A 24,882-nucleotide genomic window follows, 5' to 3' on the forward strand; every position below is an offset into this window, starting at 1 on the left:
TGTATCTCTCTTTCTTTGCGAAATGAATATATTTGTATTGATGAGCTTTGTGAAATTTTTCTCTGTAATATCGTATTAGGTAAAGTTAGACTTGCTTTTGGAACAGGAGGTAAGAGAAGAAGCAGAGAAGATGAAAGGATTTCATTAACATACTGCAGGGATAATGCAATCTGGCGGGCTGAAAGCCGCAGTGTTTCCGAAGGAGGATAGAATGCTTCAAACGCCCGGACGACGTGTCCCCATTGTCTCCTTTTTCTCTTTTATTGCTGTTGTACTTCTGTTTACAGGCTGCGCTCCACAAGGAACACCCACCACAAACAAGCCCGGCGGCCCGGTACAAAAGGGAGGAACCTGGGTCGTAGACCTGTTTAACGAGCCCGATTCCTTAATTCCGAATGCCTCTTCACAGACCTTTGCCTATCTGGTGGATCAATCCCTCTATGCCCCCTTGTTTGTGGGTGATACCGAAGGCCATATCCAGCCGGGAATTGCAACCGAGCTGCCGACAACCGAGAATGGTGGGATCAGTTCCGATCTCAAAACCTGGACCTTCAAACTACGTCCTGGTCTGAAATGGTCGGATGGGCAGCCTCTGACCGCTGAGGATGTTGATTTCACCTGGCGATTGTGGATGAATCCGAAATTCGCCGCCGCTGATACAGTTGCGTTCCGTCTGATCGAGTCCACACAGATTTCATCTGACAAGCTCTCGATTACCTTTAAGCTCAAAGAGCCATACGCGCCGTTTATTGCGTCCTGGACTGATGGCTATCATGCTCCCATGCCGAAACATCATTTTGAGAGTATGGATCCCTCAGAGATCAAGAAAGCGGAAGGCCTCAATCCGAAGGTAGTCAGTGGGCCCTTCAAGATGAAGGAGAGCAAGCCCGGCGTTCAGTATGTAGTGGTGCGCAACGAGAACTATTATCGGGCAAGCGAAGGATATCCCTATCTGGATAGTGTGGTCTTTCGAGCTGTCCCGAACCAGGATACGATTTTGAAAGACCTGCAAGCGGGCACCGCTGATTCAGCCTGGTTCCTGGATGTGACCAAGCTGGATGCATATAAGGCATTACAGGACTATGAGGTTGTGCAGTACCAGTCCTCGTACTATGAGGCGATTCACTTCAACTTTAATAATCCCGCACTGAAGGATGTCAACGTGCGTAAAGCGATCAATATGGCGATTGATCGTGATGAGCTGGTCAAAACGGCGCGCCTCGGGCAGGGAAAGCCGCTCTGTGTTGATCATGGTCCGGCCTATGATCCTGGCTATCAGCCTGACATTCAGTGCCCGAAGTTTGATATTGATGGGGCAAACAAGCTGCTCGATCAGGCAGGATGGGTCAAGGGAAGCGATGGGGTCCGGCAGAAGAACGGGCTCCGGCTGGAATTCCAGTATTCCACCACGGCTAAGAATCGCTGGCGTGAGCGTGACCAGTTAATTAACCAGGACAACTTCAAGAAGATTGGCATCAAGGTGAACATCTCGAACTATCCGGCGAATACCTTCTTTGGCTCGCTCCTGCCTGAAGGCAAGCCTGGCAAATACGATCTCGCCGAGTGGGGTTCTAGCTATAGCAATGACCCTAATAACTCGTCAATGTACGCCTGTAGCCAGATTCCGCCGAAAGGCCAGAACTACAACTTCTATTGTGATCCTGAGTTTGATAAATTACTTGCTCAGCAGGTAGCGACGGCTGACAAGGAGAAGCGGCAGCAGATCTTTAACCAGCTTCATCAGAAGATGATTGATGACGCCGTTATCGCGTCGATGTTTGCCCTGGTTGATCTGGCCGTCCATAAGAAAGGGACAAATAACTATAAACCCAGTCCATTTGGGCCTTCTGAAACCATTAACGTCTGGGAATGGTGGTGTGATGGCGGTAAGTGTCCACATTCCTGAGTGTACGATTTGAATTTCCTGCTGTTTCCTCAACCCGTTGTGTCTCCGGTCGGTGCCATCCGCCCGGGGGCACACTCTAGTATCGAATCGTAAACCTGTTCATGGGAATGGTCAGAAGCGATTTTCACCCGTATTCATGGCCTCTTTGCCCTTAATGGGCGGTAGGAGCGTGTGACAACGCTTCGCATTCCTTCCACTCCTCTCTCATCGAGGAGGAGGCTTGCGACAGTCCTCAAAGACTGCTGAGGGTTGAAACTGGGAGTAAAAAAGTATGGGCCGATATATCATCAGGCGTTTGTTACAGGCAATTCCTCTGTTGTTACTGCTTTCCATCTTTATGTTTGCGCTGATTCACCTGTTGCCCGGTGGACCCGAGGCTATTCTGGTGAACCCGAATATGGATGCAGAGGGACGCAAGGCGCTGCGTGCCAGTCTTGGGCTTGACGACCCACTTCCTATCCAGTATTTGAAATGGCTTGCGAACGCGGTGCGGGGTGATTTTGGCTTCTCTTTCTTCACCAATCAGCCCGTTTCGACGGTTATCGCGGAGCGCTTCCCCCCGACAATAGAGCTGTTTCTGCTGGCGCTGTTGCTCTCGCTAATCCTGGCGATTGTGCTTGGTACCATTTCCGCGTATCGGCAGGGTCGCTTTATCGATTATGCGATTACAACAGTGGCCTATTTTGGCATCTCCATGCCAATTTTCTTGCTTGGTCTGCTGATGCAGGAAATCTTCTCTCGCCGCTTGCAGTGGCTTCCCCCTTCGGGCATTACGACGGCTGGAATGTCCTATGATGCATTTAACGGCTTTCTGGACCATATGCTTCATGTCGCAATGCCGATGCTGGTTCTGGCGATCACCTTTACGGCCCGGTGGAGTCGCTATATGCGCTCAAGTATGCTGGATGTGATCAAGCAAGACTACATGCGTACAGCTCGTGCAAAAGGTCTGGCAACAACGCCGCTGCTGGTTCGACACGCGTTACGCAACGCGGTCATCCCGCTTATCACGGTGGTTGCCATTGATTTTGGCAGTGTGGCCGGGGGGGCGACGATTACGGAGGGCGTGTTTGCCTGGCCCGGGATGGGTCAGCTCTTTCTCCGCTCATTGGATCAGCGTGACTTCCCGGTGTTGCTGGCGATTCTCATGCTGAGCGCTTTCTTCGTCATCCTTTCCAATCTGCTCGCTGATATCCTTTATGCAATTATGGATCCCCGCATTCGCTACTCGTGAGGAAGGTTCGCCCAGGTACGATGAGAGGAGAAGGTATGATGGATACTCCAATAGAGAAAGAAAGAGAAGACGAACTGGAAGCCCTGTTAGAGGTTACTCCTGCTCTGGCACAGAAGCGCAGAAGCCAGGCCAGAATTATTCTCGATCGCTTCCTACGCAATCGTACAGCAACGATCGGGGCGTCTTTTCTGATCCTGCTCTTTCTGTTTTGTTTTATCGGCCCTTTCCTGACCGGTCACACAAATCCGAATCAGCCCAATCTGTTGACTCCTGACGCGGCGCCAAGCCTGGCCTATCCCTTTGGGGCAGACGACGTCGGGCGTGATCTGCTGGCACGGGCCGCAGTAGGTGGGCAGGTGTCCTTGCTGGTCGGACTTGCTTCAATGCTGGTTGCGATTCTGCTAGGAACGGCAATCGGCGCAATTGCGGGCTATTATGGCAAACTGCTGGATAATATTCTGATGCGCATCACTGATGTGTTCCTGGCGGTGCCGACGTACCTGTTGCTGTTTGTGCTCTCTGCCTCGTTTACGAACGGGTCGGTCTATAGCATCATCGTGCTAATCTCCATTTTCGGTTGGACAACGGCGGCACGTCTGGTGCGCGGCGAGTTTCTGGCCCTGAAGGAGCGTGAATATGTGATGGCGGCACGAACAGTAGGCGCGAAAGACTTTCGGCTGATGTTCCGTCATATTCTGCCCAACGCCATTGGCCCAATCATTGTCAATGCAACGCTTCTGGTCGGTCAGAATATTATTCTTGAGTCGGTCCTGAGCTACTTTGGCTTCGGGGTACAGGCTCCTTTCCCGAGCTGGGGTAGCCTTATCAGTGATGGACAGGGGCAGATTAACACAGATCCCAAGCTCGTCTTCATTCCCGGTATCCTCATTTTCCTGACTGTGTTGAGCTGTAATCTGGTTGGCGATGGCTTGCGCGATGCCTTTGACCCGCATATGACAGAGCGTTAGGAGCGAGAGGTGAGAACATGGGCAAATATCTGCTTGAGGTACAGGACCTCAAAACATACTTCAAGGTGAAGCAGGGATATGTGCGGGCTGTTGATGGGGTCAGTTTCGCGATCGCACCGGGGGAACGCGTGGCGATTGTTGGCGAGAGCGGTTGTGGGAAAAGTGTCACGGCGCTCTCGATTATGCGGCTGGTGGCGCAACCTCCTGGAGAGTATAAGGGGGGGAGCATTCTGTTTGAGGATATGGATCTGCTGGACCAGCCCGAGAGCGTGATCTGTAAGATTCGCGGGGCGAAGATTGGTATGATCTTTCAGGATCCGATGACCTGCTTGAATCCAACAATGACGGTAGGCAAGCAGATCGCGGAGGGGCTGCGTCTGCATCTGAAAATTCGTCCTGATGAGGCGCGGAAACGAGCAATTACCCTGCTGGAACAGGTAGGGATCCCGGCGGCAGCAGAGCGTTATCACTCCTACCCGCATCAGTTCAGTGGGGGCATGCGGCAGCGTGTGATGATCGCGATCGCGCTGGCGTGTAACCCGAAACTCCTGATTGCCGATGAGCCGACCACAGCTCTGGATGTTACCGTCCAGGCCCAGATTCTGGAATTGATGAACGGGATCTGCCGCGAGTTCGGCACCGCTTTGATGTTGATTACGCATGACCTGGGCGTGGTCGCGGGTATGACGGATCGCGTAGTTGTGATGTATGCCGGGAAGGTCGTTGAAGAGGCTCCCACAGAGGAACTGTTTGCCAATCCACGGCACCCCTATACGCTCGGGTTGCTGGAATCAGTGCCACGTCTGGATCAGGTGAGGGACGAAGAGCTTCGCACGATTGAGGGTGCGCCTCCCGACCTGCTTGCGCCTCCGCCTGGTTGCCCGTTTATGCCGCGCTGTGCTTTTGCCCGAAAGCAGTGTCTGACTATGCCTCCACTGGATCCTCTCCCCAAAAACGAGCAGCATCGTAAGGCCTGCTGGTTTGATATCACGGATCCAAAAGTGCGGGAGTATGCTGAGCGGCGACGGGCAGCTATGGAAGCGCTCAAGGCGAAAGCGCTGGAAACGACCGGGAACAAAACGGTGACGAGCTAAAGAAGGAGCGTGTATGATGGCTGATACGCTGGTTGAGAAGCAAACGCTACTGCAGGTGGAGAACCTGAAATTATACTTTCCGCTCTATCGTGGACTGATTTTGCAGCGCGTCACCGGGCATGTGCGGGCCATTGATGGCGTCAGCTTCAGTATTGAGCGCGGCCAGACGCTCGGGCTGGTCGGCGAGAGTGGTTCGGGCAAGACGAGCGTGGCGCGAGCGCTTGTGCGCCTCTATAAGCCGACTGAGGGCCGGATCTATTTTGATGGCAAGGATCTGGCTACACTTGAGGGCGAGGCTTTACGCAACATGCGGCAACGCATCCAGATGATCTTTCAGGATCCCTACGCGTCGTTGAACCCGCGCTTCACGATTGCCTCATTGATCGCGGAGCCAATGGTTATCTACAGGTACGGCTCGAAGCAAGAAATACAGGATCGTGTGCTAGAGCTCTTGCGGGTTGTGGGGCTGCGTCCCGAGTACGCTGATCGCTATCCTCATGAGTTTAGCGGCGGACAGCGGCAACGCATTGCGATTGCTCGGGCGCTGGCTATTCAACCCGAAGTTGTGATCGCTGACGAACCGGTGTCGGCGCTGGATGTCTCGGTTCGTGCTCAGGTCTTGAATCTGCTGCGCCAGTTACAGCGGCAATTCTCCCTGACCTACCTGTTTATCTCGCATGACTTGAGTGTGGTGCGTCATTTCGCTGATCGTATCGCTGTGATGTATCTCGGTAAAATAGTTGAGCTTGCTGACCGTGACGAGCTTTATGCCGTACCCAGGCATCCGTATACGAAGGCGCTCCTTTCGGCGGTGCCGATCCCCGATCCGAAGGTAGAGAAGCGAAGAAGCCGGATTATCCTGTCCGGCGATCTACCGAGTCCGATCAATATTCCATCGGGGTGCCGCTTCCATACACGGTGCCCGATGGCACAGGAGATTTGCCGTAAGGAGGAGCCGCGTTTTGAGCCGAAGGGAAATGGGACGCATTACGCCGCCTGCCATTTCTCCGATAAGGTTTCAGGTACTGAAGATGCATAAAAAAGGGCTGGCATATTGCCAGCCCGCTACTGTACTTTGACCGTTCCGAGTGGATAACTTCCGTCGTTCTGGCGCCCCTGATTTGCCAGCTCAAGCGGCGCATAGTACTGGTTGGGGTCAACAACTTGAACAGTAACGGTATAGTCTCCTTTTGCCAGATTTGCAGGCAGCATGAACTGATCGCTCGCGCTGAGTGGCTCACCCGGAAAGACCGAGCGAAGATCGACCTGTGAACTTTGTTGCCAGGCGACAACTCCACTTGCGTTGCGCAACTGGAGCAAAACCTGCCAGGGATGATAGGTCGGAGCGATGTTGGTATTTATCCATTGTGCTGTGACGGTGAATGGTTGCCCAACAAGCAGCATTCCGGGCAAGCTGATGCTCTTGAGAGACAGCCGGTAGCCCGAGACTCGGTAGATCTCTGTCAGCAGCGCCTTTTGTTGCGCGTTCAGTCCGTCAAAGCCTGAGATGTTGCCGCCGCCATCGCCAATAATCGAAGCGTGATAGGTTTTGACATCCTGAAGTGCCTGCGTGAAGTCGGCATCCGGGCAGAACTCGAAGTACAGGGGCGCTGTCTGCCAGCGAGCGCCTGCCAGCGGGTTCCCGTCCAGCACTTCTTTACCTCCACCAATACCGGGTGTGCCCAGACAGTCAATACGAATGCCGATCGGGTATGCTCTTTGCAGGCTAAGCGCGTAATTGAGCGAGTCCTGATGGCTGACCATCATAAAGAAGCGCTTGTTCGAGAAGGCCTGCACCTGAATATCGATCAGTGCCTGTCGGTTTTCCGGGGTCATTGTCTCCCCGCCACAGGCCTCATTCCATTCTCCCCAACAGCCATACAGGCTCATATCCAGCCAGCTCAGGCGTGGATCGGTATTGTAGCGTTGTGCCAGCGCTGTAAAAAGGGCGCGAGCACTTTCAAGGTACCGCTGGTCATTATAACTCACGCCTTTCATGTAGTCCGGGAGGCAGTCGTGTCCGGGAAAATTGGGCATAATGCGGAAACCGAAGGTATAGCCTGCGGCGGCGGCTGTTGCCAGTGCCTGATCGATCAGACCGTAGTTGATCTGACCCTTTTGAGGCTCCACTTCACGCCAGCACCAGCGTGAATAGCGATCGGTGAGCGGCCAGCCGGGTGGGGGAGCCTCTCCGCCGAAGTACTGAGGGCCGCGCATGGGATTGCTCAATTCCGTGCTGGCTCCTAGCAGTGGCGGTGTAAAGGAGACCGTAGGGCCAACCGTCGACTGTGGCTCTTCTTCTGGCTGGTGCCCTTCGACAGTCAGGCCAAAGGTCGTGATCTTCGGTGCACAGGAAGGCTGACAGGTTGCTGTTGCTGTGACACTCGCGGCGGGGTGAGAGGGTTTGGTTGGTTGTCCGAGAAGTTGTAGCGCGATTCCCCCTCCGACTAATAAGACCGCAACGAGAACAAGTGCAGTACAGATGAGAAGTAGCGGTCTGGTTTTGCTGCGTCGTGCTGCCGTTTGCTGTTGCTTACGCCCCTTCATGGCGATCCCCCTTACAGCGTGAAAAATCCCTTATCCCTACATAGGATACCCGCCAATTGATGTATTTAAATGCCTTTCCAGGTGAATTAGTACTAAAAGGCACTTCAATGGGGAGGATGCCAGAAGAAGAGACGCGCGAGAGGCCGCGCGTCTCCAGAAGGCTTGTTTGCTGTTTTAGTGAGGCAGGAAAATCAGCAGGAGCAAGAACAGAACGGCGAAGATGTATACCAGCGGGTGGATCTGACGCCATTTGCCCTGTGCCAGCTTTAGCACTGGATAGAAGACAAAGCCAAGCGCAATACCATTTGCGATGCTATTGGTCAGCGGCATGGTCAGGATGACCAGGAACGCGGGGAAGGCTTCATCAAAATCACTCCAGTTGATATGCTGAACATGTCCAACCATCAACGAGCCAACGATCACCAGCGCCGGGGCGGTGATGGCCGGAACTGAAGAGACCGCCTGCACAACCGGGAAGAAGAACATTGAGATGATAAAGAGCACGGCAACCGTCAATGCGGTCCAGCCACTGCGGCCACCGGCTGCGATACCGGCTGCGGACTCAACGTAGGCAGAGGTCGGCGTGGTACCGAAGATGGAGCCAACCAGCGTTGCGATTGAGTCGGCGACAAAGGCGCGACCCGCACGCGGCAGGTTGCTGCCATCTTTCATCAGGCCCGCCTGTTTTGCCAGGCCAAGTACAGTCCCGGTCGTGTCAAAGATCGTGACCAGCACGAAGGTGAAGACGGCGGCATAGAGTCCGTACTGAATGATATCGCCGATCGCGCTGACCGGGTTCCAGACGACCAGTTCAGGGGTAGGTGGCAGCTTGACGACTCCATCAAAGTGGAGGTTCCCCAGAAAGAATGAGATGATACCGATAATAACCATGCCAATAAAGAGAGCGCCATGCACGCGGAATGCCATGAGCGCAACGGTAACCAGCAGACCGAGCAGCGCCAACAGGACGGCCTCGCTATGCAGGTTGCCCAGGCGCACCAGGTTAGTGGGATCAGCGGCGATAATCCCGGCCTGACGCAGACCGATAAAGGCAATAAAAAGCCCGATACCTGCGGTGATTGCATGCTTCAGGTTATCGGGTATGGCGTTAATCAGATGAGTACGTAATGGTGTAAGTGAAAGGATCACGAACAGGATACTGGCTATAAAGACCGTGGCAAAAGCAATATGATAGTCTAATGGCTTTCCCTGATGCGTCGCAACGGTAAAGGCAAAATAAGCGTTCATACCCATACCGGGGGCCACTGCAATCGGATAGTTGGCATAGAAAGCCATCAACAGACAACCGACGATAGAGGCTGCAATTGTCGCGATAAAGACAATATCGAAGGGAACGCCAGCCTGTTTAAGCAGCGTGGGGTTCACGACGATGATGTAGGCCATCGTTACAAAGGTGGTCACACCTGCGAGAATCTCGCGCTTGAGTGAAACTTCTCCGTTCTTGAGAGATTGAAACATCGACACAGTTATGAATCCTTACCAAAATAATAAACTCTCCTCCTATCTCGACGCTGATAAGAGGAGGGTACACCTTTTCTCAACAGCAAGATTCTATCGCATAGCGCTATAGAAAATCAAGGGAAGGGAGCGGCCAGCCCGGGTGAGCGAGCTGCATGCTCTTCGCATGAATGCGAACTCTGGAAGGGGGTGAAATTGCATGCAAGGAGTCCCCCAAATGGATGGCTTGCGGTATCAGGAAGATGTGGGCGGTCGTCTGGCTCCAGAGGCGTGTTGAGCAATATGGATAGAGTGAGAGAGGGAAAAGAAAAAAGCCTGGATCCCATTCTATCCAGGCTTGTGGCGGAACCGACGGGATTCGAACCCGCGATCTCCTGCGTGACAGGCAGGCGTGTTAGGCCTCTACACCACGGCTCCATGCTTACTCTTTTGTCTGAGCGGCGTTTTTTCTTCGCGTCGCCTTGACGGGGATAATAATAACAGACTACTCTGGCCTTGTCAAGCGTTTTTCACAAGATCTTTGAAAAATTTTCCACGATTTGCCCCGGTCTTCTTCAGCTAATTCCTGTTGCGCCTCCGTATACTGATATAGATACCTGTCAATTTTGTTTCTGCACTGCATCTTAAAAAGGACTGTGTTTCTCTCGGAGGACATATGAATACTCGCACTGCTTCTCAGGATATCACGCTGCGTGTTGTTTGCCCTATCTGTGCGGCTCTCTATGTTCCTGCCGCTCTTTCTCCTGTTGATCAGTTACTGGCGACTCCTGAGAACATGGCGGCCTCGTTGCTCAGTATTTCCTCTTTTTGCTATCGCTGTCGTCGTCCTGCCTGTCCCTGTTGTTGGGTTGAGCCACTCCAGCTATGTGCTGCCTGCGTATGTGAGACGGACCCACGCTACATGCTGCCACCAATTCCGGATGTCTCAATGCCCTTTGCCTCTGTGCCGTTATCTCTCTTCTGTGTGGAGGCAGGGCGTTTTGTTGAGCTGCATTTTGATGAGTCTATGCCGATAGAACAGAGTGAGGAAGAAGAGCGCATCAGCACTTTGCCCTATACAACGGTAGAGTTGCGGCAGGCCATTCAGCGGGCAAAGAGAAAAGAGCCTGATGCGCTGGAAGAGCAAACGACGGTTGTTGTGCGTCGGCGCCACTCATATCGTTTCTTCTGGCTGTTTTTTATAGGTGTATTTGCAGTTATAATAGGACTAATTGTTGCTTCTCTTCTTCGAGTGGAAGTTAATTCGTTTGTGAATCATGTGCTTCATATGAATGTGCGAGAACTCATAGCCGCGCTCTGGCTATGGGTAATACAGTATTTTCGTTAGAAAGGAAGTCTTTATGCATTATGGGATATGATATTCTTGTTGATGGATATAATGTTATTAAAAATAATGAAATGTATCGCCAGCTTGAGCTGAAGAGGCTCGCTCTGGCACGAGAAACCTTGATTCGTAACCTGAAGAACCGGTACCTTCACTATGATGGGCGGGTCACCGTCGTATTTGATGGAAGTGATAAAAGGGAACAGGTAACGCACGAAGAGCATATTTGTGTTATTTATACCCGCTATGGTGAGACTGCAGATAGTGTGATCGTTCGTCTGGCTGCGGAAGCCAGAGCCGCTGGACGGAAAGTGATGATGTACAGTGATGATGCAGAGGTGAAAGAAGCCGTCACCGAGCAGGGAGGCAAGTCACATAGTACGGGCACCCTGACAAACCACCTGAGCGCTCCCCCCCGTGATCTGGCGCGGCGTGTTGCTCACCGCCAGAAGGTTCGCCGCATGTATGGCCTTGATCCCCATTGGAAGTATATTGAGGATGATGAGGAAGAAAATCGTTCCCCTCAGCGAAAGAAGAAAAAGAAACGGCGATGAGCGCAAAAGGGTGGCCCAGGAAACCATTGTCCCTGGGCCTGTTGCTTTTATTTGGTGCCTGCCGAGGTAATTTCTTTGGTTTGGGTTCCGGGGGCGGTAGCAAGCTGATTTCTGGGGGCGCTGGAATTGGATTTCCCCAGGCGGGTACGAGTTACCCAGGTGAAGGCCTCAAACACAATCTTCTTTGACATCTTCGATTTACCAACGCGACGATCCATAAAGACAATTGGCGTCTCAACGATCTTAAAGCCATGCTTCATGACACGGTAAGCCAGCTCAATCTGGAATGCGTAGCCCTGCGACTCGACAGTGTCGAGATCAATCGTTTCCAGTACGCGCCGCCGATAGCAGCGGTAGCCTGCGGTGCAGTCCTTTACCGGGATACCAAGCATGAAGCGTGCAAAGATGTTGCCACAGCCGCTGATCATCCGTCGCACAAATGACCAGTTCGGGGTGTCGCCGCCCGGGATGTAACGTGAGCCGATGACAAGATCGGCGTCTTTGATTTCGCGCAGGAAGTTTGGCAGGTATTTGGGGTCATGCGAGAAGTCGGCGTCCATCTCAAACGCTGCGTCATACTCATGCTCGATCGCATACTTGAACCCGGCGATATAAGCGGTCCCCAGACCAAGCTTTCCGGCCCGATGTAGCACGTGCACGCGAGGATCTTCTTTGCTGATCTCATCAGCCAGTTTACCGGTACCATCAGGGGAATTGTCGTCCACGACAAGAATATCGGTTTTGGGAGCATATGAGAAAATAGAATCCAGCAAAGACCGTAAGTTGTCGTATTCGTTATAGGTTGGAATAATAATCAGTGTCTTCATAAAAATCTTCTCTCCGCTACTGACCGTGCCGATTGTTGTTCGGCTGCCGGTAATTTGCATTATTTTGTATGAGTTACCTCTGCTAGCCCGTTCTTTGTATTTCCCGCCTGCGTTGTTCGATACAGGATGAGTGCTATTACACCCAGAAAGAGCCCGAACCAGAGGGTACAGAACCGGATCAGGATCGTTGCTGCTCCTGCGATTGTCGCTGATGCTGTCACCAGAAACTGGGTAAGCCCCACTATACTACCATCGGTAGTCCCTAGCCCTCCTGGGAGCGTAGAAGCGGAACCAACGAGCGAGGAGACCGCAAGGATAAAGATAGATTTCAACAGGAGGTCTCCACCCGTGCTGACTCCTGATCCGAGATAAACGAAATAAAGTGCCAGACATTCCCCGGTCCACGAGATGACGCCGAGCAGAACTGCGAGGCAGAGTGGCTGCCAGCGTAGCAGAAGAAATGCGCTTTCATAAAAATCTCGTAACCAGTGAACGATAGGCGAGACAAGCGGTATCCTCTCTCCGTGACGCAGAAGCGCAAGAGAAAGTTTTCTGTTTTGAATAATAATAATACCTCCGAGCCCGCCAATAAAGAGAATCAGTAATATTTGCCATCCGAACCGGTACTGCATCAATCCTACTCCAGCAAGAAGGAGCATTGCAATACCATCGGTGAGCCGCTCAGCAACGATGATTGGCGCTGTCTTGCGGATTGCCGTCCCTGTACGCTCTTTTAAAAGATAGGACTTCAGGAGTTCTCCCACTTTGCCGGGCGTAATTGCCATTGAGAGTCCGGCAAGGAAAATCAGCAGGCTGGGCCAGAGCTTGAGCGGAATCGCAAGCAGATGGAGGTAAAAATGCCATTTAACGAAACGAAGCGCATAGTTGCAGAGCGTCAACCCCAGGATCAGCGGTAGTATCTCCCAGTGAAAATGAAGGAGTGCCTGTAGCAGGCGGGAGGCATCCGCATAAAGGAGAATGGTGACTACAACGGCAAAAGCCAGAAGCAGCGAAACCAGTATTCCAGATCTGAGCTTCTTATCTCTGAACAAAATGGGCTCCGTTTTTAGCCTGGTATCACATACAGGATACCGATTATGAGAATGGTACAGATCAAGACGGTTAATAACAAATGTCGGTCACGAAGAAGGACTTCCTCTGGACTTCCTCCCTCCTGCTTCATATAAACGAGATAAAGGTACCGAAAGATACCATATAGGACCAGCGGTATAGTTACTGTGAGTCGCTGGTTCCCGGTCGGGCCCTGGACGGTATAGAGGCTGTAGGCCATGATCGTGCAGGTGACGACAATGGTAATCATCTGGTCCAGCATCGGAATGCTGTATTCTTTCAAGATTTTGCGGTGGTTGCTCGCGTTCCCCTCAAGCAGTACCAACTCATTGCGGCGCTTGCTGAGCGCCAGGAAGAGCGATAGCAGACAGGTGACCATGACGAGCCAGGGAGAGATATGCACCGGGGTTGCGAAGGCACCGCCAAGGATACGCAGCACGAAGCCGCTGGCAATGATAAAGATATCGATCAGGACTACCTGCTTGAGCCAGAAGTTATAGAGCACCATCACGGCCAGATAGGCGGCAAGCGTTAGCACAAAGAGCAGATTGGCCCCGCCGATGCTTTGATAGCTGTCGTGACGTGGTGGATAGGGAATAAACAGGAGCAGCCCGGCAAAGAGCATTCCACCCAGAAAGAGCCCACTGAGTGCGGCGAGCGCCCAGGGAATAGAGACTTGCCCGGAGGCAAGCGGGCGTTTTCGTTTGGTCGGGTGATGACGGTCATTTTCGATATCACAGATATCGTTCAGTATGTAGATACAACTGGAAATACAGCAGAAAGTCAGAAAGGCCAGACAGGTTCTTTCAAACTCGGCCAGGTTGAAAAGGCGCTGCGCAAAAACAATACCGATAAAAACGGTGATATTCTTTGTCCATTGTCTGGGACGTATCAGGAGAAGCAAGGCCCACAGTCGTTGACGCAATGCAATGTGCTCTGATTGTGGCAGAAGGCACCGGGTGTCTTGAGTGTCTTTTGTCCGTTGCTTTGTTGTCTTGTTCAAGAATTCCAGAGCCTCCGACAAGATATGCTTTGATGAATGGTGGTGGTACCAGGAAAAGGGGGTGACGCTGCATCGAGACACCTTTATTTGTGTTCAGTATATCGAATTAAGGAAGAGACCACTTGCCCGGCTGGACATGGCCTCTTGTCAGAACGTGTGGCAGTTGTATGGCATCTCGTGACGTATCGCGTGCTAGTAGATACGGCGCTTCAGGTCCGCGAGCCGATGAAGCGTGATCCGATGTTTGTCTGTGCTGATGAATTGTTTGTCGGTAAAGTAGCCAAGCACTTTATTGACGCTTTCGCGGGAGGCACCGACCATTGAGGCCAGTTCCTGCTGTGTCAGGCGCACATCGATACGAATGCCTGTTTCGACTTTCACACCGTGGGTATTGGCGAGTTCAAGCAGTTTTTTCGCGACACGCCCATAGACATCAAGGAAGATCAGGTCTTCTACCTGCTGGTCTGTGTTGCGCAGACGTTTGGAGAGGACTTCTAATACCTTGATTGCTATCAGAGGGTTCTTCATGATGGCTTTGTGAAAGTCGGAGCGTTGGAGGGTATAGCATTCTACTTTCTCCAAAGCAATTGCATCAGTGGAACGACCTAACCCGTCAAGTAGAGCCAGTTCGCCGAAATACTCGCCTTTGCCAAACACAACAAGCGAGATTTCCTGCCCCTCTGGACTGATCAGGCAGATTTTGACTTTTCCTTCCTTGATGATATAGAGGACCTGTCCTGGATCATCCCTGTGAAAAATGACTTCACCTGAACGGAATGTCCGTTTCCGAGCGACGTTTGATAACTCCTGTATATCTGCGTCACTAAGTCCCGCAAAGAGGTCTACTTGCTTGAGGTAGGTGATTTCGCTTTCTGCCTCCATCGCTTTTTCCTTCTCTCCGTAGAACTTGATCTCTTCTCTCCGTGCAGCCATGATAGCATAACAATTGCCGACATGCAATTAGGGAGATATCGCCTGTTGCTCCGTTCCCCGGAGGAAGGGGTCTCTGTGGTAGTGACCCTGGATGTGTGCTATAATAATCAGAGTTAATAGGTAGGAATTACATCTTTTCTTCGTTATCCATTCATCTTACGAGAAGGAGAGCAGCACTGAGCATGCAAAAGCCAGAAGTGCTGCTATGAGGATAAGCAATGCCCGAGACTCTACAAACAATTACTCCAGACATGGTGATCCATGATGTGGTAACGAAATATCCTGCCACTGTAAAGATCTTTCATGGACATGGGCTGCCCTGTACTGCCTGTTCCGTTGGCGCTCGTGAAAGTATTGCCGGTGGCGCACGTACCCATCGCTTCTCTCCTGAGAAGCTGGATCTCCTTGTAAAAGATCTGAATGCCGTGATTAAGGGTGAGCCTGTTTCTGTCGCTCCAAAGAAGGCACCTGTTGGCCGCGGTATTCCTATCAACGTGCTTGGTGGTGGCGATGCCAATCGTCCGATCAAGCAGGTGATCGCGATTATGAGCGGTAAGGGCGGCGTCGGCAAGTCGCTTGTGACCGGCCTGCTGGCTGTCTCGCTGCGTCGTCAGGGACAGCGCGTCGGTATTCTGGACGGTGATATTACTGGCCCGAGCATCGCGCGTATGTTTGGCACCACCGGTCACCCCACAAAGACCGCGAACGGCGGCATTGAGCCGTTGAAGAGTAAAGGCGGGGTCAAGGTCATGTCAATGAACATGTTCCTTGAGAATGAGAGCGACCCCGTGGTCTGGCGTGGCCCTATGGTCTCCAGCGCGATCAAACAGTTCTATAGCGACGTCGATTGGGGACAGCTTGATTATTTGCTGGTCGACCTCCCACCTGGAACCTCCGACGCGCCGATGACCGTCATGCAGGCACTGCCGGTTGACGGTGTGGTGATTGTGTCCTCGCCGCAGATGCTGGCGACGATGGTCGTTATGAAGTGTGTTCACATGGTGCGCCATCTCAAGGGAACCATTGTCGGCGTCGTTGAGAACATGTCCTACTTCGAGACTCCAAACAACGAGCGCTATGAGATCTTTGGGCCGAGCAATGCAACCGAGCTCGTATCTGTGACCGGTGCGCCGCTTCTTGGTCAGTTGCCGATCGACCCTGCGCTGACCTCTCTGTGTGACTCTGGCCGAGTTGAAGAATACTACTCGGAGGCCTATGAGGCACTGGCAGCGAATTTCGTCAATACACTGAAGATTAAGCGGTAATGAAGCATACTCTCCATGTGAGAGCGATTCTCGAAAATGAAGAGTCGCTCTTTCGCATGGAGAGCAACAATCCCCGGAGGCACTATGTTGTAACACAAGCGATACCTTTATCTCTATCTGCTTTGCCTGTCTGAAGCCCGGTTCTGGCGCTTCGGTATCTTTTCCTCTGCCTTTTTTCTCCGCCCCCGTGCTCCTCCTGTCTTTCTCTCTATCTGGTTGTGTTAAGAAGAAGAAAAGAGAGAAGAAGGAGAGATGCATGATACTCAAACAGCTTGTCGACATTCATACTGAACATATCCCGCAGCTTCAGCTCTTGATTAACTCCCATCTGGGGACGCTGGTCCCTGGTTGGGCGCTTCCTGTTTCCTTTATTGCTTCCCGGCTGGAACGCGATCCGTGGCAAATTGTGCTTGATCCCTGGGTCCAGGAACGGAGAACGCTTGGCGTGCTGGTACAGGATCGTGTCGTTGCGGCTGCCCATCTGCTCAGATACCGTGATGATGAGACGGTTCCTGAGAGTTATCGCAATGTCGGTGACGTGGCCTGGCTTCTTTTCTGGCCGGGTGCTGCGGACGCGGCCAGAATGCTCCTTGATGCGGCACATCAACAGATGGAGGCGTGGCGAGTGCGCTTTTGCTATGCATGGGGCCAGGGGCTTCCCATAGGACCATTCGCGGGCATCCCTGATGTCTGGGGGCATATTGAGGCCCTTTTCCGAGGTGCTGGCTATCAGGGAGGCGAGGACCATGACACGAACCTGATTCTCTATGCCGGTCCTGTTGGGGTATATGATGCAGATCCCGATGTGCGTCGAGAGGTAGGACGAATTGAGGGAACCTGTTTTCAAATGGTGAAAGAGGAACAGGTGATAGGGCATTGTGAGTTTATCTCTGACCTGTCGCGCGGTGGCCTGTTACCTGCGTTGCGCGGTTGGGGAGAACTGGCTGAAATCGAGATCAGTGAGCAGTGGCGTAATCAGGGATTGGGGGCCCGATTACTACAAACTGCTCTGGTCTGGCATCGATTAGGTGGCGGTCAGCGCGTGATTATTGCTACCACCTGGAATGAGCACGCGGCTGGTTCCGGGCGGTTCTATCGGCGGTTTGGCCTGCACCTGCTCGCTCAGACACGCGTTGGCTGGAAGCGAGGGTAACCCTGCTTTTCAGGATGATGGCGGATTCTTTGCCTGCTCTGGCGCTTTTGTCGGGCCCCAGAGCGGGTAGGGAATCCCTGCCAGTCGGTTGATAAGAAAGGCTTGAATCGTGATCAGAATAACAGCTATCATGATGATAACAAGCTGATAAGGCGTTTTCAGGATGCCCAGTGAGACAATCAGGGTTGTCGCGCCCGCGGGAGGATGAGGCACTTTACACAGAACCATTGCTCCGGCGGTTAGACCAAGTGACAGCGCGGCTGCAATAATGCGAGGCCATGTTACTCCAACTGATAAGGCAGGACCAGCATCTGTAAGCCCTGTAACGACCAGGCTCAGATAGCCCGCGATCAGTCCAATGGCATGCCCACAGATGGTATTACGGGGAGAGGCCGGGGGAGCCATTGGGGTATAAAAAAAGAGAAAGGCTGTGGGGCCAAGCGAAGGAAAGATAAAGGGTGTCTTGGTAATATCAGCTACCGCGCTCATAATGGCAATGCTGATACAGCCGTTGACAAAGCTGAAGAGTGACAGCACGCCTATGTTTGAGTAGCGCTTAAGCAGCCAGGGGACGCGCATGCGATTCAGCAGACCGCGCACGATATCGGACATTTGCCCGCCGATAGGGTGTTCCTTATCTATCGAAGCGTTCGGCTGTGGCTGCTTTCGTATAGGATCATTCTCACGCATGGATCACCATTCTGAATTTTCAAAGAGTTATCGCTATCTCTTTTTAGTATAGTCACAGTCGATAATACTGGAATGCTTCAGACAGAAGCAAGAAAGGAGCGAGATGTGAGTCTGAATTGGAATGCTCGTGCCCTTCCGCAAGGGGCGATTATCCTGACCACACTGGATACGCATACTGCCGGAGAGCCATTGCGCATCCTGATTGATGGGCTGCCTGAGTTACCAGGCGAGACGCTGTTAGCGAAACGCGCCTATTTTGCCAGGACTTACGATCATCTGCGCCGTATGTTGATGTGGGAGCCCCGTGGGCATCATGAGATGTATGGGTGCGTGCTCACTCCTCCTTCGACCGCTGAAGCGGATCTGGGAGTCTTTTTCCTGCACAATGAGGGCTATAGTACCATGTGTGGTCATGGCGTGATCGGGTTGGTCACGGCTCTGCTGGAAACTGGTGCACTGGAACCGAAGGGGCCTAAGACACCAGTGACGTTGGAAACTCCTGCGGGGCTGGTCTATGCGACAGCTCATCTTACAGCAGATGGGCTTGTTGAGCGGGTCTCGTTCTTAAATGTCCCCTCATTCCTCTATGCGCGTGATCTGACAATTGAGCTTCCCGAAATCGGGGAGATAACGCTTGATGTGGCCTTTGGAGGGGCTTTCTATGCTATTTTGCCTGCCGAACGTGTCGGCTTGCGTGTTGTGCCTGATATGGTAACGCAATTGGCGGCAGCCGGAGAGGCGATCAAGAAAGCGGTGAATACACGTTTGAAGATCACGCATCCCACCGAAGAGGCGTTAAGCTTTCTCTATGGTACCATCTTTACTGATAGCCCTGAGGACCCCACACACCATAGTCGCAATGTTTGCATATTTGCTAACGCTGAGGTAGATCGTTCACCAACCGGGACCGGTGTGTCAGCTCGTCTGGCAGCGCTGGATGCTCGGAGAGAAATCACGGATGGTGAGCGCATTACCATTGAAAGTATTCTTGGGGCTCAGAGCACCTTTCAGGGGCGTGTCGCTGAGAGAACGACGTTTGGCACATATCAGGCTGTTGTACCTGAGGTCTCTGGAAGTGCTTTTGTCACAGGGCGACATGAGTTTTGGCTTGATCCACGAGATACCCTGGGACGTGGCTTTCTGTTCTGAGGGCAAAAAGAAGAGACCTCATAGTGTTGAGGTCTCTTTGGGCTAGATCTTCTGTACCTGCAAAAAATCCACCTTCACGTTTTTTTTCCCGATGAGGGTGGGTAGACTTACTGTAACCTGGTGGTTTCGTTCATCTACGCGGATAACTGTGCCCTGGTGAAAGGAGAGCGGCCCATAGGTTACACGAACCCGGTCACCTGGCTTGAGATTGGTCATTTTCCGAAGCATCTGTGTACATCACCCTCTCTATTGTATAAAGCGTCAAAACAGGGCTCTTTGAGAGGTAATACGATCTACAACAGATTCGGGTTGTGCCCTCAGATATTCTGTGCGAAAGAACCAAGCACTTTGCAGAAGATTGAGTGTTCCGCCAGGAAGGTCAGCGCTCTGCGTACAGCGGGGTCCTCACGATGTCCGGCTATATCCAGGAAGAAGACATATTCCCAGGGACGCTGACGTGTGGGGCGTGACTCAAGTTTGAGCAGGTTAATTTTCTCTTCCGCGAGGCCGCCGAGGCACTGATAGAGCGAACCGGGCTGGTGAGCGGTAATCATCAAGAGCATGGTTTTTGCTGCTGTGGTGGGGCGTGGGGCCGGTTCCCGTCCAAGCGCGATAAAGCGGGTGTAGTTATCTTTAATGGTCTGAATGTTACTTGCCAGAATCTCCAGCCCATAGAGTTCAGCGGCGCTGGCGCTGGCAACGGCTGCAACCCCTTCAAGTTTCTCCTCGCTCACCATCTTGGCGCTTCCAGCTGTATCATAGGTGGCGACAATCTCAACGTCCAGAGATCGCAAAAAGGCATCGGATTGTGCCAGTGCTTGCGGATGAGAGATCACTCGTTTGATATCACTGATTTTCTGTCCTGGAAGGGCCAACAGGCAATGATGCACCGGGTGACTGATTTCGCCGATGACAAAGAGATCATGCTGTCGAAGCAGATCATAGGTATCATTAATGCTTCCTGCCTGCGAATTCTCAACCGGAACAAGGCCATAATCGACATCGCCGGTTGCTACTGCGCGAAAGACCTCAGCAAAACTGCGGTAAGGGGTGGGCTCTACCGGGCGATTCTGCTGCTTGCCGAAATAAATCTGAGTGGCTTCATAGCCAAAGGCGCCGCGCTCTCCCTGGAATGCAACGCGTAGCGGTTTGACGTTGTGCTGTTCCTGCTTCTCTTCTCGTTGCCCCGATGCTTTCTCTGTTACTTGTGCCATGCCTGAAAAACTCCTTCTAAAAGCAAGCAAGCCCCATAGAGGGGCTTGTGCTTACTGCTCTTTTTCTATATTGAAAGAAATTGAGAGCGGAGCGGATTAACCGACTTTGTAATGCTCTTTGTGGTAATACTTCATTCCAACGCCCACCACCTTTACCGGCTGAAGGTCAGCAAGCATGATGCGCTCACCACAGGAGGCGCAAACACGGTTGGTCAGGTGGTTGAGCTGCTCTCTATTCGCCAGTGAGGCACGAGCTGTTTTTGAAAGTTCACCCTTCTTTGGCATGGTGTCTATTCCCCTTTCGCCTTAGCATTGTCTCTACTAACATTGTCTCTCTTAAAGAGAACAACCAAACTATAACAAATCTTCCCGGAGCGCTGCAAGCTCCCATTTCTTCTCTCGTGGCCTGCATGATGGCCTTTGTGAGCAGGGCAGGAGAAATTTGTTATTTCGTGAGAACGTGTCTGTCAGATTCGTTCAACAGTATATCATAGAGACACTGTACAGACAATCTCTGACCATGTTTCCCATACTGAAACCTCTTTTTCCCAAAACGGGCCAGAAGGTCTTTGGCTTCAGGTGCGGCGAGTGTCAAGGAACTACGTGATCTGTTTTGTTATGCGACACTTTCTGAAAAGTGTCTCTTTGTGCTACTTGATGATATGCTCTATGAAGCGGTTCACAGGACCCTGCTGGAAGGGGAGAAGAACGCGTGTCAGATGCAGAGAAACCCCGATGGCGGAAAACGCTACCGGGGTTTCTGGCTATCAGGCGGGATTGAAAGTACCCGAATGTGGCTCTCATCCGGGGTATGCTGTGAGAGCCTTACATCACGCCAATTCCTTTGAGAAACATCTGAATGGCAGTAATCAGGATTACCGGTAAGAAGATGTAGCGCAGCGTCTTGCTGCTGAGCTTCATCAACAGGCGCGAACCGATGAATGCGCCCGCGAGAATACCCAGTGCGACCGGAGCAGCAACCAGCGGCAGAATGTCGCCACGCGCGAAGTAAATGGCTGCGCTGGCCGCTGCTGTGACGCCGATCATAAAGTTACTGGTGGTGGTTGAAACCTTCATCGGCAGACGCATCACCAGATCCATCGCGGTGACCTTGAATACGCCGCTACCGATACCGAGCAGGCCGGAGAGCGTTCCGGCAATGTACATAATCAGCAGTCCAATCGGTGTACGTGTCACCTGATAGGAGATCTCCCGTTTCAGATAGCGGTCGGGATAGGAAGATGAGAGCTTCAACCAGTTGGCCCAGCGGTCATTTTTGACCCCCTGTGGCACTTCTTCGCCAATCTTGAAGATCATCGGAATAGCGGTGATAATCAGAATGATCGCGAAGAGGATCGAGAGAATACCAGGTGCCAGTAGCGTCGCAAGGAAAGCGCCACTGATTGCGCCAATGGTTGTGCCAAGCTCAAGGAACATCCCGATACGCATATTGGTGACACGATCCCGGACATAGGCAGCAGCGGCTCCACTGGAAGTGGCGATTACCGAGATAATGCTGGCGCCGATGGCGTATTGAATCGGAAGCTTAAAGATCAGGGTGAGCATCGGCACGATCAGAATGCCGCCTCCCAGACCAAGCAGGGAGCCAAGCACCCCGGCAAGAATCGCTCCGAGAAAAATAAAGGCCGAGAAGCTTAGCGAGAAATTATGTGTCAGTGCTGTTGTTGGCGCGGAACTCGAACTTCCCTCTGCATTGCCTGTCAACATGCTGAAGAGCAGAATTGCCAGGACAATACATGTGATGATGACATACTGAAGGTCATGTTCCAGCGCAAAGATGATGATAGAGGCTGTCACACGAATAACCGGTGTCAGGATCAGGATAAAGAGTCCCAGGGCAATGATTGATTGCGACTGAAGAGAGAGAAGCCCGGTTAGTAGTTGCCCGAAGCTTGATGGAAAGTCAAGTAAATTGCCCCCGGCAAGACCACCTGTCCCTAGAAACAGCCCTAAGCCAAGTATGATAATCGCTGCACTGAGAAGGACCCCACCCTGCAATATCCATCCAATAATATCGTTCGCCAGCAGTCGCTTATTTTCGATGGGCGATGCGGTATCCTTTCCTGTGATTGCATCCTGCGGTGGTGTTTGTGTTGTTTTCATCTGTCTATCCTCTGGCATTGTTGCAGTAGCATACTTTCATAATATTTATTTATGATTAGAATTCGGTGAACATGGGACTTTGGCTACTGCTTTCTCTTAATGAAGACACGTTTTTGGCTCTTTCTTTGTTCTATCAATAAGTGTATTTCATTTTTTCAATAAAATCCAATAGTTATTTAGCATAGAATTCATAACCAGAAGGAATAAATAATCAAATTTGTTCGTTGTTCGTCGGAGGAGTATACTGAGCTGAAAGAGAAGAGAGATATGCTCGCAAGGTTTGAAGAAGAAGTGGAATATACAAGGAGAGGGGCATAAATGAGCATAGACTCGACGTTATACTAAGTGGTTTGAAACAGAAGTTATAAGCAATCTTGTTTCTTCTTAGAAAGGTTGATCTCTTTCTATGGCTATTTTTCAACAGAAAAGAAGTGTTCGTCGTTCACTGAAAAAGCTTGCTCTGGGAGGACTTGTGGGAGGAAGTGTCGGGATTGTAGGCAGCATATTCGCTGTATCGATGTATATAGTTGATACTCTCATCCGTCCAAAGCGCCTGACCAGCTTTTATGAACTCTATACATTTACTCCGTTTGAGCTTGATCTTCCCGCTGAGGAGATTACATTTCCCCCTGTTGAGGGAGATCATCAGGTGACTGGCTGGTATATCCCCTATCCCGGGGCAACGACTACCATTATTGTCTGTCCGGGCTATCGAGGACGCCGTGCTGATGTGCTTGGAACCAGTGCCCATCTCTGGAAAGCCGGGCATAATGTGCTTGCCTTTGAATATTATGGTCATGGTTCGGTGGTGGGCAGTCCGGTGACGCTTGGGTATCGTGAGCTCAACGATTTTCTTGGAGCGATAGAATACGCGAAGCAGCGTGCTCCACAGACGCGACTGGGGGCGATTGGCTATTCGATGGGAGCTGCAATTGCGCTGATGGCGGCTGCACGCCGACCGGAAGTCGAAGCGGTAATCGCTGACAGTCCTTTTGCCACGCACAAGAGCGCGGTCGAGTATGCTGTGCGGCGAACCTTGCATATCCCGTTTGTGGTCTTTGATCGCATCACTGATACCCTGTTATGGTGGCGTGCCGGGTATCATTTCAATCAGGTTGAGCCAATTCGGGAGATTGGAAAGATCGCGCCGCGACCGGTGCTGCTCATTCATGGATTGAAAGATTCGATTGTGGATCCTGAGGATGCGCCGAAGCTGTATGAAGCCGCGGGCGATCCTAAAGAGCTCTGGCTGGTGCCCGATGCCGAACATTGTGGCGTCTATTTTGTCGATCGTGAGGCATATGTGGAGAAGATGCTGAACTTCTTTGACCTGCATCTCCGAAAATCGCGCCCCCCCATTCAGTTACAGGGGCGAAAAGAGGCATCTTCAGCGGAACAGGGCGGGACGCGACCGTTCGGTGTAGGTCAAGAAGTATAGTTGAGCGTAATAATCATTCCGTCTTTCCCGGTGCGGGTGTTTGGAAATACACTGCGTGCCAGTTTTTCGGCCTGGGACGTATTCTGCACTTTCGGACTGAAGTGGGTCAGAACAAGCTGACGGGCGTGTGCGGCTTTCGCCAGGCCCGCGGCTTCGTTCGCGACCATGTGTGCATTCGCCTTTGCGAGTGGAAGATCCTCGATCGTATCGTACATACTTTCGCAGATCAGCAGATCAACATCGTGTGCAAACTGGCTGAGCGACTCTGCCGGGCGTGAATCGGTAATAATCGCGAACGAGATACCACGACGTGGTGCTCCTAAAACCTGCTCTGGTCGAAATGTCTGTCCTTCATATTCGATGACCTCGCCCTGCTGAAGCGGCTTCCAGTATTGAACAGGGAGCCCCAGACTTTTCGCTTTCTCGACTTCAAAAACCGGCTTCCGTTCAAGCTCGACACGATAGGCCAGGCAGGGAACGCCGTGGACCGCGTCAATGCATGATGCTTTGAGACCGCCAGGGAGCTCAAAATGCTGCTCACCTCTTAATTCATGGATGTGGATTGGAAAGGGAAGCTCGGGGGCAAGCCTCCGTAAGCCATCAATGATATAGGTTGTTCCTGTTGGTCCATAAATATCGAGAGGATCTGTTTTCCCTGCATGAGCAAGCATAAAGAGGATGCCGGGGAGGCCTGCCACGTGATCGGCGTGCATATGTGAAAAACAGATAGCTCCTAACTGGCGAAATCCCCAACCAAGCGATTTCCAGGGAATCTGTGTCCCTTCACCACAATCAAACAGAGTCAGTGTGGAGCCGAAGCGGACAAGCGTACTTGAGAGCCAGCGCCCGGGTAATGGCATCATCCCGCAGGTGCCGAGTAAACAGATATCAAGCATACGAGGTGGCGTC

At 52.1% G+C, this 24,882-nt stretch carries 23 protein-coding genes and 1 tRNA gene; 11 read left to right on the forward strand and 13 right to left on the reverse strand.

Features of this window, described 5'->3' with window-relative positions; all coding sequences use genetic code 11:
- Window positions 1-211: 211 nt before the first annotated feature.
- The 5 genes from EI42_RS06850 to EI42_RS06870 all read left to right on the forward strand — a co-directional run bounded on the left by EI42_RS06850 (window position 212) and on the right by EI42_RS06870 (window position 6,241).
- Window positions 212-1,906, forward strand: coding sequence for an ABC transporter substrate-binding protein (locus EI42_RS06850; protein WP_111320215.1), 1,695 nt, complete (start codon window positions 212-214; stop codon window positions 1,904-1,906).
- A 271-nt stretch (window positions 1,907-2,177) separates the two neighbouring features.
- Window positions 2,178-3,140, forward strand: a complete 963-nt coding sequence (locus EI42_RS06855; RefSeq protein ID WP_111320217.1) for an ABC transporter permease — start codon at window positions 2,178-2,180, stop codon at window positions 3,138-3,140.
- Between the two features lie 35 nt (window positions 3,141-3,175).
- Window positions 3,176-4,108, forward strand: coding sequence for an ABC transporter permease (locus EI42_RS06860; protein WP_170142418.1), 933 nt, complete (start codon window positions 3,176-3,178; stop codon window positions 4,106-4,108).
- Between the two features lie 17 nt (window positions 4,109-4,125).
- Complete coding sequence (locus EI42_RS06865; protein ID WP_111320221.1) at window positions 4,126-5,202, forward strand: ABC transporter ATP-binding protein; 1,077 nt, start codon at window positions 4,126-4,128, stop codon at window positions 5,200-5,202.
- Between the two features lie 16 nt (window positions 5,203-5,218).
- Window positions 5,219-6,241 carry an ABC transporter ATP-binding protein gene (locus tag EI42_RS06870; RefSeq protein ID WP_111320223.1) on the forward strand — a complete coding sequence of 341 codons (1,023 nt, stop codon included), beginning with the start codon at window positions 5,219-5,221 and terminating at the stop codon, window positions 6,239-6,241.
- Window positions 6,242-6,267: 26 nt separating this feature from the next.
- On the opposite strand, the gene EI42_RS06875 is transcribed toward EI42_RS06870, so the two are convergent.
- The 3 genes from EI42_RS06875 to EI42_RS06885 form a co-directional block, all read right to left on the reverse strand.
- Window positions 6,268-7,749: a DUF4832 domain-containing protein gene (locus EI42_RS06875; RefSeq protein WP_111320225.1), complete on the reverse strand. Its 1,482-nt coding sequence runs from the start codon at window positions 7,747-7,749 to the stop codon at window positions 6,268-6,270.
- A 174-nt stretch (window positions 7,750-7,923) separates the two neighbouring features.
- Entirely contained in the window at window positions 7,924-9,228 is a 1,305-nt protein-coding gene (locus EI42_RS06880; protein WP_111320227.1) for an NCS2 family permease, read from the reverse strand.
- A gap of 340 nt (window positions 9,229-9,568) precedes the next feature.
- Window positions 9,569-9,645, reverse strand: a tRNA-Asp gene (locus EI42_RS06885).
- A gap of 238 nt (window positions 9,646-9,883) precedes the next feature.
- On the opposite strand from EI42_RS06885, the gene EI42_RS06890 reads away from it, so the two are divergent.
- Entirely contained in the window at window positions 9,884-10,555 is a 672-nt protein-coding gene (locus tag EI42_RS06890) for a hypothetical protein (protein ID WP_111320229.1), read from the forward strand.
- Window positions 10,556-10,575: 20 nt separating this feature from the next.
- A complete protein-coding gene (locus EI42_RS06895) occupies window positions 10,576-11,106 on the forward strand; it encodes an NYN domain-containing protein (RefSeq protein WP_170142419.1) in 531 nt (176 codons plus the stop codon).
- Between the two features lie 47 nt (window positions 11,107-11,153).
- Here EI42_RS06895 and EI42_RS06900 read toward each other — a convergent pair whose 3' ends face one another.
- The 4 genes from EI42_RS06900 to EI42_RS06915 form a co-directional block, all read right to left on the reverse strand.
- A complete protein-coding gene (locus EI42_RS06900; protein WP_111320695.1) occupies window positions 11,154-11,933 on the reverse strand; it encodes a polyprenol monophosphomannose synthase in 780 nt (259 codons plus the stop codon).
- 59 nt (window positions 11,934-11,992) lie between these two features.
- The gene (locus tag EI42_RS06905; protein ID WP_111320233.1) at window positions 11,993-12,985 is read right to left on the reverse strand and encodes a lysylphosphatidylglycerol synthase transmembrane domain-containing protein; all 993 of its coding nucleotides are present in this window, start codon (window positions 12,983-12,985) and stop codon (window positions 11,993-11,995) included.
- Between the two features lie 14 nt (window positions 12,986-12,999).
- Window positions 13,000-14,088 carry a decaprenyl-phosphate phosphoribosyltransferase gene (locus EI42_RS06910; RefSeq protein ID WP_281278961.1) on the reverse strand — a complete coding sequence of 363 codons (1,089 nt, stop codon included), beginning with the start codon at window positions 14,086-14,088 and terminating at the stop codon, window positions 13,000-13,002.
- 111 nt (window positions 14,089-14,199) lie between these two features.
- Window positions 14,200-14,889 (reverse strand): Crp/Fnr family transcriptional regulator, encoded by a 690-nt coding sequence (locus EI42_RS06915; protein ID WP_170142420.1) that lies wholly within the window; start codon window positions 14,887-14,889, stop codon window positions 14,200-14,202.
- Between the two features lie 269 nt (window positions 14,890-15,158).
- Here EI42_RS06915 and EI42_RS06920 point away from each other — a divergent pair, with 269 nt between their 5' ends.
- A complete protein-coding gene (locus tag EI42_RS06920; RefSeq protein ID WP_111320236.1) occupies window positions 15,159-16,205 on the forward strand; it encodes a P-loop NTPase in 1,047 nt (348 codons plus the stop codon).
- Between the two features lie 256 nt (window positions 16,206-16,461).
- Window positions 16,462-17,358 (forward strand): GNAT family N-acetyltransferase, encoded by an 897-nt coding sequence (locus EI42_RS06925; protein WP_111320237.1) that lies wholly within the window; start codon window positions 16,462-16,464, stop codon window positions 17,356-17,358.
- A 9-nt stretch (window positions 17,359-17,367) separates the two neighbouring features.
- On the opposite strand, the gene EI42_RS06930 is transcribed toward EI42_RS06925, so the two are convergent.
- A complete protein-coding gene (locus EI42_RS06930) occupies window positions 17,368-18,048 on the reverse strand; it encodes an HPP family protein (protein WP_111320239.1) in 681 nt (226 codons plus the stop codon).
- 105 nt (window positions 18,049-18,153) lie between these two features.
- Here EI42_RS06930 and EI42_RS06935 point away from each other — a divergent pair, with 105 nt between their 5' ends.
- Window positions 18,154-19,197 (forward strand): proline racemase family protein, encoded by a 1,044-nt coding sequence (locus tag EI42_RS06935; RefSeq protein ID WP_246046354.1) that lies wholly within the window; start codon window positions 18,154-18,156, stop codon window positions 19,195-19,197.
- Between the two features lie 42 nt (window positions 19,198-19,239).
- On the opposite strand, the gene nusG is transcribed toward EI42_RS06935, so the two are convergent.
- The 4 genes from nusG to EI42_RS06955 form a co-directional block, all read right to left on the reverse strand.
- Window positions 19,240-19,413 carry a transcription termination/antitermination protein NusG gene (gene nusG, locus EI42_RS33140; RefSeq protein WP_211326061.1) on the reverse strand — a complete coding sequence of 58 codons (174 nt, stop codon included), beginning with the start codon at window positions 19,411-19,413 and terminating at the stop codon, window positions 19,240-19,242.
- A gap of 101 nt (window positions 19,414-19,514) precedes the next feature.
- Window positions 19,515-20,411 (reverse strand): prephenate dehydratase, encoded by an 897-nt coding sequence (gene pheA, locus EI42_RS06945; RefSeq protein ID WP_111320245.1) that lies wholly within the window; start codon window positions 20,409-20,411, stop codon window positions 19,515-19,517.
- A gap of 96 nt (window positions 20,412-20,507) precedes the next feature.
- Window positions 20,508-20,696 carry a hypothetical protein gene (locus tag EI42_RS06950; protein ID WP_111320247.1) on the reverse strand — a complete coding sequence of 63 codons (189 nt, stop codon included), beginning with the start codon at window positions 20,694-20,696 and terminating at the stop codon, window positions 20,508-20,510.
- A 540-nt stretch (window positions 20,697-21,236) separates the two neighbouring features.
- Complete coding sequence (locus tag EI42_RS06955) at window positions 21,237-22,535, reverse strand: TSUP family transporter (RefSeq protein ID WP_111320249.1); 1,299 nt, start codon at window positions 22,533-22,535, stop codon at window positions 21,237-21,239.
- A gap of 406 nt (window positions 22,536-22,941) precedes the next feature.
- Between EI42_RS06955 and EI42_RS06960 the strand changes: the two genes are divergently transcribed.
- Window positions 22,942-23,973: an alpha/beta hydrolase gene (locus EI42_RS06960; RefSeq protein WP_111320251.1), complete on the forward strand. Its 1,032-nt coding sequence runs from the start codon at window positions 22,942-22,944 to the stop codon at window positions 23,971-23,973.
- Here the strand turns inward: EI42_RS06960 and EI42_RS06965 are convergent.
- Window positions 23,961-24,869 (reverse strand): ribonuclease Z, encoded by a 909-nt coding sequence (locus EI42_RS06965; RefSeq protein WP_111320253.1) that lies wholly within the window; start codon window positions 24,867-24,869, stop codon window positions 23,961-23,963. The genes EI42_RS06960 and EI42_RS06965 overlap by 13 nt on opposite strands.
- Between the last annotated feature and the right edge of the window lie 13 nt (window positions 24,870-24,882).

The organism is Thermosporothrix hazakensis, assembly GCF_003253565.1.
Lineage (GTDB): Bacteria > Chloroflexota > Ktedonobacteria > Ktedonobacterales > Ktedonobacteraceae > Thermosporothrix > Thermosporothrix hazakensis.